Below are 11935 nucleotides of genomic sequence, written 5' to 3'. Positions count from 1 at the left end.
GTCGTCGTCGCCAGCCACGGGAGGGAAACCGGTGACCGAGCCGTCGGACGTCGCGCCGCCGCACGACTGGACCGCTGTGGAGCAGGGCCTGTGGGAGGCCTTCCGCCGGGGGGAGCTGTACGACCTGCGCACCGGCATCCCGGAGCGGGACGACCCGGCCGCCGACCGCTTCTGGGGCCCGGACCGCACGGTACGGGCCGAGGTGATCGCCAAGCTGCTCCTGGACGGGCCGCAGGCCGCCTCGGGGCGCGTGTCGTGCGTGAAGCTGTCCGGGGCCCAGATCAGCGGGCAGCTCAACCTCTCGGGCGGCACGGTGGTGCCGTACGTGGAACTGCACGACTGCCGCTTCGAGCAGCAGGTGCTGCTCGCGGAGTGCAACTTCACGACCCTGCGCATGGTGCGCTGCGCCATACCCCGGCTGGAGGCGGCCCGGCTGCACACCTCCGGCGACCTGCACCTGCCGCAGTGCACGATCGAGGGCGGGATACGGCTCACCGACGCCCACATCGGCACGGACCTGCTGCTCAACCAGATCACCCTGCGCAAGGACCGGCACGGCCGGGCGCTGGCGGCCGACGGGCTCAGCGTCGCCCAGGACGTCGAGGCCGAGCTGATCGAGGCGACCGGCGAGGTCAGCCTGCGCAGCGCCCGCATCGGCGGCCGCCTCAGCCTGCGCGGCAGCCGGCTGCACAACCCGTACGGGCGCTACGCGCTCAACGCGGCCCGGGTCACCGTCGAGCACACCCTGTACCTCAGCGCGGGCTACGTCGGCACGGGCGGCTCCGGCGGCGGCACCCCTCCACTGGGCGTGCGCACCCGGCGCTTCAGCTCCGACGGCGGGGTGCGGCTGGACGACGGCCGCTTCGGCAACGCGGTGATCATCCACCAGGCGCGGTTCCGGCTCACCGGCGGGCAGCAGCTGTCGCTGCGCCGCGTCCAGACGCCCGAACTGCGGCTCACCCTCGACCAGCCGCCGACCGGGACGATCTCGCTGGCCGGGGCACGCGTGGGCAACCTCACGGACAGCCGCACCTGCTGGCCCGATGCCGGCGGCCTCGACCTGACCGGCTTCGCCTACGGCTCCCTCAGCCCCGAGGGCGCCTTCCCGCTGCGCGCCCGGATCGGCTGGCTGGCCGCGGCCACCCCGGAGTACAGCCCCGAGCCGTACGAGCACCTGGCGGCCGCCCTGCGCGCGAGCGGCGAGGACGCCGACGCCCGCGAGGTGCTGCTCGCCAAGCACCGGCGGCGCCGCGAGACCCTCCCGCTCGCGGGCAAGCTGTGGGGCTACCTCCAGGACGTGACCGTCGGCTACGGGTACCGGCCCGGTCGCGCGGCGATCTGGATGGCCCTGCTCTGGGCGTTCGGGGCCGTCTTCTTCGCCGTCCACGGCGAGCCCGAGCCGGTGGACGGCGGCGCCTTCCCGCACTGGAACGCGCCCCTCTTCGCCCTCGACCTCCTCCTCCCGGTCATCAACCTCGGCCAGGACAACGCCTGGCGCCTCAACGGCGACGCCCAGTGGGCCGCCGCGGTCCTCACCATGCTCGGCTGGATCCTCGCCACGACCGTCGCCGCCGGCGCCTCCCGCCTCCTCCGCCGCGGCTGACGCCGCACGTCCGCCCGGGCCACCCGCAACCCGGGAGGCCCGTGGCAAGCCCCGGCCGCCCCCGGCCGCGGACCACGGGGAGACGCCCGGGGGCGGTACGGGACGAGGCCGACGACGGTGCGCGACGCACCGGCGCCAAGCCGGCGGCGGCGGGCCCTCCGCGGGCCCGCCCCACCGACGCGCTCGCGGAAACGCCAACCGCGACGCCCATCCGGCATCGTCACGGCGGCCCCGCACCGGCGCCACGCCACGGGCGGCAGCCCTCACCGCCCCGAGTGCTCCAGCGATCACGACCTCGGCCCACACGCGCCCCGGCATCGTCACGACTACCCCCGCACCCCCGAATCCGGAACGCGGACCGCCTCAAGGCCGCGCCAAGCGAAGGCGAAAACGGAGCGGCACGGCACGAGCCGACGAGGGAACGCACCCGCAGCAGCCACCAAGCCAGCGGCGGCGAGCCCTCCCCGGCCCCCACCACCGACGCGCCCGCGGCAACGGCCACCGCGACGCGCACCCGGCGTCATCACGGCGGCCCCGCACGGGCGGCAGCCCTCACCGCCCCGAGCGCCGCAGCGAACACGGCCCCGGCCCACACGCGCCCCACATCGTCACGGCGGCCCCCGCACCCCGAATCCGGGACGCGGACAGCCGCAGGGCCACACCGAGCGGTGACGGGACCGGCCGGCACAGCACGAGGCCGGCGAGGAGACGCACCCGCACCGGCCGCCAAGCCACGGGCGGCGGGCCCTCCCGGGCCCCTACCGACGCGCCCGCGGCAACGCCCACCGCCACGCGCACCCGGCGTCGTCGCGGCGGCGAAAACGGGGCGGTACGGGACGAGGCCGACGAGGGGTGGGCGCCGCAGGCCCTAGGCTTGCTGACCGTGACCGCTCGTCTTCCGCTCTTCCCGCTCGGCTCCGTCCTCTTCCCGGGCCTCGTGTTGCCGCTCAACGTCTTCGAGGAGCGCTACCGCGCGCTCTTCCGCGATCTGCTGGCCCTGCCGGAGGAGGCACCGCGCCGCTTCGGTGTCGTGGCGATCCGCGACGGCCACGAGGTCGCCCCCGCGGGAGCTGAGGAGGCGGCGGCCGGGTACGCGCCGGACCTCTCCGGGGCGCTGTACGCGCTGGGCTGCACCGCGGACGCCGCGACGATCGGGGAGCGCGAGGACGGCGGCTTCGACGTCGTGGCGACCGGCACGACGCGCTTCCGGCTGCTGTCGGTGGACGCCTCGGGGCCGTACCTGGTCGGCGAGGTCGAGGAGGTCGCGGAGGTGCCCGGCACCGGCTCGGGGGCGCTGGCGGCCGGCGTGGCCCGGGCGTTCCGCACCTACCAGAAGCGGCTGGCCGGGGCCCGGGAGCGGAGCCTGGCGGGGAGCCAGGAGCTGCCGGACGACCCGACCGTGCTGTCGTACCTGGTGGCGGCCGCGACCGTCGCCGCGGTCCCGGCGAAGCAGGCGCTGCTGGAGGCCCCGGACACCGCGGCCCGGCTGGAGCAGGAGCTCGCGATGCTGCGCCGCGAGGCGGCGGTCATCGACAAACTGCGCACCCTGCCCGCCGTGGACCTGACCCGGCAGGTCCCGAGCCCCAACTGACGTATCCTCGCAGCGCCATGGCCAAGAAGAAGCAGTCATCCTCCGGCGGCACGCCCGCCACCGTCGCGCTGGAGAAGGCGGGCGCCGTCTTCACGGTGCACGCGTACGCCCACGACCCCGCCTCGGAGCTCGGCTACGGGGAGGAGGCCGCGCAGGCGCTGGGCACCTCCCCCGACCGGGTGTTCAAGACCCTCGTCGCCGACGTGGACGGGGCGCTGACCGTCGCCGTGGTCCCCGTCGCGGGGTCGCTGGACCTCAAGGCGCTGGCCTCCGCGGCCGGCGGCAAGCGCGCCGGCATGGCGGACCCGGCCGCCGCCGAGCGGACCACGGGGTACGTCCGGGGCGGGATCTCCCCGCTGGGGCAGCGCAAGCGGCTGCGCACCGTCGTGGACGCCTCCGCGCTGGAGCACCCCACCGTCTTCGTCTCGGCCGGCAAGCGCGGCCTGGAGGTCGAGTTGGCCCCGCAGGACCTGGTGCGGCTCACGGACGCGGTCGTCGCGCCGATCGGACGTGCCTGACCCCTGGACGGCGGGGCGGTACGGGCGCACGCTGCCCGGAAGCGCACCCGGCTCAGGGGAGGCCCGATGTCCAAGCGCACCCGCAAGCGCAAGTGGCGGATCAAGAAGCGCAACGCCAACCACGGCAGGCGCCCGGCGTGACCTCCGGGCCCCGGGTCAGACGCCCGGGGGCGGTTTCCAGTGCACGGCGGGGTGCTGCTGCTCGTCGCGCGGGCCGAAGCCCGTGGTGAGCACCAGATGGGTGAGGACGGCCCCTATGGGCCAGGCCAGGAACGCGCCCTTGGCCTGCAGTTCCAGGGGGCCGTCGAACACCTTCTTCGCGCCGACCGCCCGGGCGTGCGCGATCAGGTCGCTGGTGGGGCCGAGCCAGGTGCCCAGCCGCCAGGCCAGCACGGAGCCCAGGACGGCGCCCACGGCCATGCCGAGGACGACACCGACGCCACCGCGCCGGCTGCGCCAGAAGACGAGCGCCCCGGTCAGCACCCCGATGCCCAGCCCGAGCAGCACGAAGGTGCCGTCGGCGCCGATCGCCTGCTCCCCCTCGGTGTCCTTGAGGTAGACCGCCTTGCCGTCCGAGACCAGCGGGATCCGCGGCGCCAGCCACAGCCACAGCAGGCCGAGGACCACGCCGGCCACGGCCACGAGCACCGCGGTCAGCGCACCGCTCTTGAGCTCCCGGACGGGGTCCATGCGGCTCTCCTGCTCCGGGAACGGCGGCAGCGGCGCGGGCGGCCAGTGGTCGTGGGGGGTCAGGGGTGCGGTCACCCTGCCATCGTGCCAGGTCCGTCCGTGGCCCGCGTCACCGGCACCTCACCGGCACCACACCCGCGGGTCACCGGCAGGCCGCGCGGCGGTAGGCCCAGGTGGCCACCGCCAGCGACACCAGGCCCACGGCCGCGCACACCGACAGGTCGGTGGTGATCGCCACCCAGTCGGGGTGGTCGTCGAAGCCGCGGATGAGGGCCTCCACGCCGTAGGTGGAGGGCAGCAGGTCCCGTACGTAGCGGATCGGCTCGGGGAGGTTGCCGGCCGGCAGCACGCCCAGCAGCAGCGCCGCCGACATGCCGAGCTGGCCGGCCAGGGTGGCCAGCTCCTGGCGCGGCGCGAGCAGCCCGAGGGCCGCGCCCAGCCCGGACAGCGCCGCCCCCGCCAGCGGGATGACCGCGGCGAGGATCCACAGGTTGGCGAAGGGCAGCTGGAACAGCGCGCAGCCGATGCCCGCCGTCACCAGCGTCCCGGGAACGGTGAAGGAGGCGTACGCGCCCGCCGCGCCCAGCACCACGGCGGCCGGGGGCACCGGCAGGGTGGCGTAGTGGTCGAGGCCGCCGGAGGCGCGCAGCTGGCCGAAGTACTGGGCGAGCAGGTTGAGCGCCACGAAGGCGACGACCAGCACGCTCGACCCGGCGACCACCGCGCGCGCGGCCGGGCCGCCGTCGACGACGCCGCGCATCATGATCATGATGCCGACCGACTGGAAGGTCGCCACGAACAGCAGGGGGATCCGGGCGACCTTCGCCCGGGACAGCTGCGCCCGGTACACCGCGGCCATAGCGGGCAGCAGCCGGGCGCGCGGGGCGAGCGCCGCGGCCGCCACGCCGAGGGGGGCGGCGGGCGCCGCCGGTGCCGCCGTACGGGTGTCCGCTCCCGCGGAGATGATCGTCACTGCGCGCCGCCCCGCTGCGCGGTGCCGCGCGCCACGTCCAGGTTCACATTCCGGTCCACGTCCAGGCTCACGTCCCCACCGTTGCCGCCGTTCACGCCTTGACCAGTCCCTTCCGCCGGCCGCCGAGTGCCAGGTAGACATCCTCCAGGCTCGGCGCCGTCAGGGTGAAATCGTCGAGCGCGGTGAAGGCCGGTCCGCCGGTCAGCTCGGCGACCACGGCGCGGGCGCGCTGCTGCGGCAGCCGCAGGGTCCAGCGGCGTCCGGTGACGTGGGCGGTCTCCCGCAGGGCCGCGACCTCGGGCACGGCCAGCGGGGGCTGGTCCCGCCACACCAGGTCCAGCCGTACCTCGTCTGCGACGAGCGCCTTGAGCCCGGCCGGGGTGTCGCAGGCGATGACCCGGCCCTCGTCGATGACCGCGACCCGGTCGAGGACGGTCTCCGCCTCGATCACGTTGTGGGTGACCAGCAGCACCGTGGTGCCGTGCTCGGCGCGCCGGCGGTCGACCGCCGCCCACACCGCGCGCCGGGCGACCGGGTCCATGGCGGTGGTCGGCTCGTCCAGCACGAGCACCGGCCGCTCGCCCACGAGGGCGGCGGCGAAGCAGGCGAGCCGTCGCTCGCCGCCCGACAGCCGCTTCACCGGCCGCGAGGCGAGGGCGGTCAGCTCCAGTTCCTCCAGGACGGCGTCCCGCTCGGCGCGGGCGGCCCTGGCGTCGAGGCCGCGCAGCCGTCCGGTGGTCTCGGCGGCGAGGGCGACGGTCAGTTCGTCGAGCGCGCTCGACTCCTGGCCGAGGTAGCCGATCAGCCGCGCCGCGCGCTCCGGGTGCCGTACGAGGTCGTGCCCGAGCAGTTGGACGCTGCCCGCGTCGGGGCGCAGCAACCCCGTCAACTGGCGTACGAGGGTGGTCTTCCCGGCGCCGTTGGGGCCGAGCAGCCCGAAGATCTCACCGCCCCGGACGTCCAGGTCGATGCCGTCGTTGGCGCGTACCGGGGGGCTCGCGGCGCCGCGCCGACCGCGACCGGCCGGGTAGCTCTTCACCAGCCCGCGCACGGTCACCACCATCGCCGTCCGCGCGGTGGCGCCCTGTTCCGTGCCGGTACTCACGAGCACCGAGCCTACGCTGCGTCCCGGCCGCGACGTGCCGCAGGGTGGGGTCCGGGCGCGCTCACTCCCCCGCGGAGGCCCCCGCGACGACCGCGCGGGCGTCGACCTCGCGCCAGAAGCCCGCCCGGATGGCGTAGCGGTCGTGCTCGTCGATCTGGTCGTCCTTGTGGGCGAGCAGCCCGAAGCGGGCGGCGTAGCGCAGCAGCTCGCCGTCGATCCGGTGCGGGACGCGCGGGTACTCGGCGGAGAGCACCTGGAGGTGGGACGAGTCGGCGATCCGGCCGATCCAGCGGCGGGCGAAGACCTGGCCGACCTCGTACGGGTCGCCGCTGACGTCGGTGATGTCCTCCTCGCGGTCCGCCCAGCGCTGTTCGGCGCTGGTGAGCTGGGCCAGCGTGGGCAGGCCGGCGTCGGCGGCCTCGGCGCCGCCGACCAGCCCGCGGTCGGAGGACCAGCGCAGGGTGGCGCCGGCGGCGGCCGGGGAGGCCGGGTGCGGGGAGGAGTGGCCGCGGTGGACGATGCCGGCGACGTCCTTGGGGGTGGGCATCCCCTTGCCGGCCGCGGCGGCCGGCGCCCCGGTGCCGGGGCGGGTGCCGTTGCGGCCGGCGGTGACGACCTGGGGGGCGGCGGCGGCCGGCTCGGCGGGCTGCTCGGCCGCGGGCTGCGGTTCGGTCCTCCGGCCGGTCTCGGGCAGCGGCGCGGAGAGGATGGCGGCGATCTCGGGGCGCGGGGTGAGCGGTGCGCAGACCCCGGCGGGCTCGCGCACGTGGATGGCCCGGGTGATCCACTCCCGGTCCAGGACACGGCGTTCGTCGGCCTCGGCGACCAGGTCCTCGGACTGGTTGAAGTCGCCGTCCGCGGCCTGCACGGCCCACAGGTGGACGGCGACGCCGTGCTCCTTCGCCGACATCATGCCCGGCAGGAGGTCGCCGTCCCCGGTGACCAGCACGACGTCGGAGCAGGCGCGGTTGCGGGCCAGCTCGGACAGCTCGGCGTGCATGGCCGCGTCGACGCCCTTCTGCGCCCAGCGTCCGTCGGTGCGGGTCAATGCGCCGAGGCGGACCGTGACCCTGGGCATCACGCGCAGCCTCCGGTGCTCCGGCTGCGGGACGCGGTCGGGCGCGCCGTCGAACCAGTAGATCCGCAGCAGGGGCTGGCCGGTCTCCTTCTCGGCGCGCTCCCGCAGTCCCGCGACGATCTCGGAGTGGTCGACGGTGATCCGGGACCGGGAGGGCTCTCCGGCGAGGAGGCTCGCGGCGGCCCCGAGCAGGTACCCGGCATCCACGAGGACGACGCAGCGGTCCATCGGTCTCACCCTCTTCTCCGAAAGTCCTGCCGTCCGTCCCCCCGGTAACACTGTTGCCCCGAGTCTGCCCGAACACGGGGGCGTTGTGACCGGTTACGCGATCACCGGCGCGCCTCACCCTGCAACTGCCCGAAATGCGACCTTCGTACTCCCGTGCAAGCCTGAGTGCGGCCCATCATCCGAGATTTCCCCCGAGGAGGAATCGTGGGCAAGAACAAGAACCGGGGCGAACGTACCGGCCAGCAGCACGACCGCGGCGCCGCGACCACCGATGAGCACGCGAAGAGCGCAGGCGGACGCGAGCAGATGGCGATGACGGTCCCGGGCGCCGAACCGCACGTGTCGCAGAAGCGGCAGAAGAAGTTCGGCCACAACTAGCGCGCACACGCAGGACGCTCATGACCGAGGGTGGCACCCCGTCCGGAAGGGGTGCCGCCCTCGGCGCGTTCCGCCGCCCGCGCGGCGGGTGATCAGCCCGCCTGCTGCTGGGCGGTGGCGAGGCAGGAGGGGCCCAGGAGGGCCTTGAGGTCGCCGAAGAGCGCAGGGTCGGGAGTGACGCGGTGGCGGTCGAGCCTCAGCACCGTCGTCTTGCGGGCGCCCTGCAGCCGCACCCGTACCTCGGTGCTCCCCTTGTGGCTGGCGAGGACCTCGCCGAGGCGGGCGACCAACGGCGGGGTCACCTTCACCGTCGGGATGGAGATGGTCACCGGGGCGTTGGTCCCGGCGTCCGTGAGGTCGGGCACCATCAGCTCCATGGCCACCAGGCGCGGCACGTCCTCGCGCTTGTCGAGCCGGCCCTTGACGAAGACGACGGCGTCCTCGACGAGCTGGGTCGAGATCAACTGGTAGGTGGCCGGGAAGAACATGCAGTCGATGGAGCCGCCGAGGTCCTCGACGGTGGCGATGGCCCAGGCGTTGCCCTGCTTGGTCATCTTGCGCTGCAGACCGGAGATGATGCCGCCGATGGTGACGATGGAACCGTCGGCGTAGTCGCCGGCCAGCGCCGAGACGGAGGCGTCGGCCTTGTCGTTGAGCACGTGCTCGATGCCGAAGAGCGGGTGGTCGGAGACGTAGAGGCCGAGCATCTCGCGCTCCTGCGCGAGCAGGTACGTCTTGTCCCACTCGACGTCGGAGAAGGTGACGTCGAGGCCGAAGCCCGGCTCGTCGCCACCCGCGTCGTCACCCATGCCGCCGAAGAGGTCGAACTGGCCCTCGGCCTCCTTGCGCTTCACCGCGACCACGTTGTCGATCATCGGCTCGTAGTGCTCGGTGAGGCCCTTGCGGGTGTGGCCCATCTCGTCGTAGGCGCCGGCCTTGATCAGCGATTCCACCGTGCGCTTGTTGCAGACCACGGCCTCGACCTTGTCGAGGAAGTCGGGGAAGGAGGTGTACTTCCCCTTGGACTTGCGGCAGCGGATGATCGAGTCCACCACGTTCTGGCCGACGTTGCGGACGGCGGTGAGGCCGAACAGGATGACGTCGTCGCCCTGGGCGGTGAAGTTGGCGTCCGACTCGTTCACGTTCGGCGGGAGCACCTTGATGCCCATGCGGCGGCACTCGTTGAGGTAGACCGCCGACTTGTCCTTGTCGTCGCGCACCGAGGTGAGCAGCGCCGCCATGTACTCGGCCGGGTAGTTGGCCTTCAGGTAGGCCGTCCAGTAGGAGACCAGGCCGTACGCGGCGGAGTGCGCCTTGTTGAAGGCGTAGCCGGCGAACGGCACCAGGACGTCCCACAGCGCCTGGATCGACGCGTCGCTGTAGCCGTTCTTCCGGGCGCCCTCCTGGAAGATGGTGAAGTTCTTCGCCAGCTCCTCGGGCTTCTTCTTGCCCATGACGCGGCGGAGGATGTCGGCTTCGCCCAGCGAGTAGCCCGCGATGATCTGGGCGGCCTTCTGCACCTGCTCCTGGTAGACGATCAGGCCGTAGGTGACGTCGAGGACCTCCTTGAGGGGGGCCTCGAGTTCCGGGTGGATCGGGGTGATGTCCTGCTGCTTGTTCTTGCGCAGGGCGTAGTTGATGTGCGAGTTCATGCCCATCGGGCCCGGCCGGTAGAGGGCCGAGACGGCGGAGATGTCCTCGAAGTTGTCGGGCTTCATCATGCGCAGCAGGGAGCGCATGGGGCCGCCGTCGAACTGGAAGACGCCGAGGGTGTCGCCGCGGGCGAGCAGGTCGAAGGTCTTCGGGTCGTCGAAGGGCAGGGCCAGCAGCTCGATGTCGACGCCCTTGTTGCCCTTCACGAGCTTGACGGCGTCGTCCATGATCGTGAGGTTGCGCAGGCCGAGGAAGTCCATCTTCAGCAGGCCGAGCGACTCGCAGCTCGGGTAGTCCCACTGCGTGATGGTGACGCCGTCGGAGTGCCGCACCCAGACCGGGGCGTGGTCGACGATCGGCTCGCTGGACATGATCACGCCGGCGGCGTGCACGCCCATCTGCCGCACCAGGCCCTCCACGCCGCGCGCGAGGTCGATGACCTTCTTGGCGTCGGGCTCGTTCTCGTACATCGAGCGGATCTCGCCGGCCTCGCTGTAGCGCGGGTGCGAGGAGTCGGTGATGCCGGAGAGCGGGATGCCCTTGCCGAGGACGTCGGCGGGCATCGCCTTGGTGAGGCGGTCGCCGACGGCGTACGGGTAGCCCAGCACGCGGGCCGAGTCCTTGATCGCGTTCTTGGCCTTGATGGTGCCGTAGGTGCCGATCATGGCGACCTTGTCGGCGCCGTACTTCTCGGTGACGTACCGGATCACCTCGGCGCGCCTGCGCTCGTCGAAGTCGATGTCGACGTCGGGCATGGAGATGCGCTCGGGGTTGAGGAAGCGCTCGAAGATCAGGCCGTGGTCGATCGGGTCGAGGTCGGTGATGCCCATGGCGTACGCGACGATCGAGCCGGCCGCCGAGCCGCGGCCGGGGCCGACGGCGATGCCGTTGTTCTTGGCCCACATGATGAAGTCGGCGACGACGAGGAAGTAGCCCGGGAACCCCATCTGGATGATGGTGTCCATCTCGTACTCGACCTGCTTCATCCGGTCGTCCGGGATGCCTCCGGGGTAGCGGCGCTGCATGCCGCGCATGGTCTCCTCGCGGAACCAGGTGACCTCGCTGAAGCCCTCGGGGACGTCGAAGCGGGGCATCAGGTTCCGCGCCTGGAACATGCCCTCGGTGTCGACCTGCTGCGCCACGAGCAGCGTGGTGTTGCGGCAGCCCTCCTGCCAGGCGTCGGAGGAGTCGATGGCGAACATCTCGTCCGTCGTCTTCAGGTAGTAGCCCGTGCCGTCGAAGCGGAAGCGGTCCGGGTCGGAGACGTTCTTGCCGGTCTGGATGCACAGCAGGGCGTCGTGGGCGTCGGCCTCGCTGGCGTACGTGTAGTGCGAGTCGTTGGTGACGACCGGCGGGATGCCGAGCTTCTTGCCGATCTCCAGCAGCCCGTCGCGGACCCGGCGCTCGATCTCGATGCCGTGGTCCATCAGCTCCAGGAAGTACCGCTCCTTGCCGAAGATCTCCTGGTACTCGGCGGCGGCCTTCAGCGCCTCGTCGAACTGGCCGAGGCGGAGCCGGGTCTGCACCTCGCCCGAGGGGCAGCCGGTGGAGGCCATCAGGCCATCCGACCACTGGGCGATGGTCTCCTTGTCCATGCGCGGGTACTTGGTCAGCCAGCCCTCGGCGTAGGCGTCGGAGGAGAGCCGGAAGAGGTTGTGCAGTCCCGTGGCGTTCGCCGCCCAGATCGTCTTGTGCAGGTAGGAACCGGAAGCCGAGACGTCGTCGCGCTTCTGGTGCGGCTGGCCCCAGGTGACCTTGCGCTTGTTGCGCCGGGACTCCGGCGCCACGTACGCCTCGATGCCGATGATCGGCGTGATCCCGGCGCCCTTGGCCTGGTGGAAGAAGTCGTACGCCCCGTGCAGGTTGCCGTGGTCGGTCATGGCGATGTGCGTCATGCCCATCTCACCGCAGGCCTTGAACATGTCCTTGAGCCGTGCCGCTCCGTCCAGCAGCGAGTACTGGGTGTGGACATGAAGGTGGGTGAACGGCGTGGTCACGGGAAGCGACACCTCCGGCATCGGTCGTCATCTGGCGGCGTTGGAATCCTACGCCGGGGGTCCGACAGCCGGTGCCACTCCCGCCCTGCCCGCCCTCCCCGCCGCGGCCGGCCGGCCCCGT

General features: G+C 73.0%; 10 protein-coding genes. 5 read left to right on the top strand and 5 right to left on the bottom strand.

Annotation, left to right across the window (positions count from 1 at the left end):
* The first annotated feature begins 31 nt into the window (after positions 1-31).
* The 4 genes from ACZ7MY_RS34430 to ACZ7MY_RS34415 all read left to right on the top strand — a co-directional run bounded on the left by ACZ7MY_RS34430 (position 32) and on the right by ACZ7MY_RS34415 (position 3853).
* Positions 32-1603: an oxidoreductase gene (locus tag ACZ7MY_RS34430; RefSeq protein ID WP_499607889.1), complete on the top strand. Its 1572-nt coding sequence runs from the start codon at positions 32-34 to the stop codon at positions 1601-1603.
* 883 nt (positions 1604-2486) lie between these two features.
* Positions 2487-3194, top strand: coding sequence for an LON peptidase substrate-binding domain-containing protein (locus ACZ7MY_RS34425; protein ID WP_499607887.1), 708 nt, complete (start codon positions 2487-2489; stop codon positions 3192-3194).
* A gap of 17 nt (positions 3195-3211) precedes the next feature.
* Positions 3212-3712 carry a Cys-tRNA(Pro) deacylase gene (ybaK, locus tag ACZ7MY_RS34420; protein WP_499607885.1) on the top strand — a complete coding sequence of 167 codons (501 nt, stop codon included), beginning with the start codon at positions 3212-3214 and terminating at the stop codon, positions 3710-3712.
* 66 nt (positions 3713-3778) lie between these two features.
* Positions 3779-3853: a 50S ribosomal protein bL37 gene (locus ACZ7MY_RS34415; RefSeq protein ID WP_488180945.1), complete on the top strand. Its 75-nt coding sequence runs from the start codon at positions 3779-3781 to the stop codon at positions 3851-3853.
* Between the two features lie 15 nt (positions 3854-3868).
* Here the strand turns inward: ACZ7MY_RS34415 and ACZ7MY_RS34410 are convergent, their stop codons facing one another.
* The 4 genes from ACZ7MY_RS34410 to ACZ7MY_RS34395 all read right to left on the bottom strand — a co-directional run bounded on the left by ACZ7MY_RS34410 (position 3869) and on the right by ACZ7MY_RS34395 (position 7786).
* Positions 3869-4477, bottom strand: coding sequence for an ABC transporter permease (locus ACZ7MY_RS34410; RefSeq protein ID WP_499607883.1), 609 nt, complete (start codon positions 4475-4477; stop codon positions 3869-3871).
* 67 nt (positions 4478-4544) lie between these two features.
* Positions 4545-5375 carry an ABC transporter permease gene (locus ACZ7MY_RS34405; RefSeq protein WP_499607880.1) on the bottom strand — a complete coding sequence of 277 codons (831 nt, stop codon included), beginning with the start codon at positions 5373-5375 and terminating at the stop codon, positions 4545-4547.
* Positions 5376-5466: 91 nt separating this feature from the next.
* A complete protein-coding gene (locus ACZ7MY_RS34400; RefSeq protein WP_499607993.1) occupies positions 5467-6438 on the bottom strand; it encodes an ABC transporter ATP-binding protein in 972 nt (323 codons plus the stop codon).
* Between the two features lie 103 nt (positions 6439-6541).
* On the bottom strand, positions 6542-7786 hold the full coding sequence (locus ACZ7MY_RS34395) for an NYN domain-containing protein (RefSeq protein ID WP_499607878.1): 1245 nt from the start codon (positions 7784-7786) through the stop codon (positions 6542-6544).
* Positions 7787-7990: 204 nt separating this feature from the next.
* Between ACZ7MY_RS34395 and ACZ7MY_RS34390 the strand changes: the two genes are divergently transcribed.
* Positions 7991-8164 (top strand): hypothetical protein, encoded by a 174-nt coding sequence (locus ACZ7MY_RS34390; protein ID WP_499607875.1) that lies wholly within the window; start codon positions 7991-7993, stop codon positions 8162-8164.
* Between the two features lie 92 nt (positions 8165-8256).
* Here the strand turns inward: ACZ7MY_RS34390 and dnaE are convergent, their stop codons facing one another.
* The gene (gene dnaE, locus ACZ7MY_RS34385; RefSeq protein ID WP_499607872.1) at positions 8257-11835 is read right to left on the bottom strand and encodes a DNA polymerase III subunit alpha; all 3579 of its coding nucleotides are present in this window, start codon (positions 11833-11835) and stop codon (positions 8257-8259) included.
* Between the last annotated feature and the right edge of the window lie 100 nt (positions 11836-11935).

It is taken from the genome of Streptomyces sp. NPDC111520, from assembly GCF_055635295.1.
This window is presented reverse-complemented; position numbering and strand designations above follow the sequence as displayed.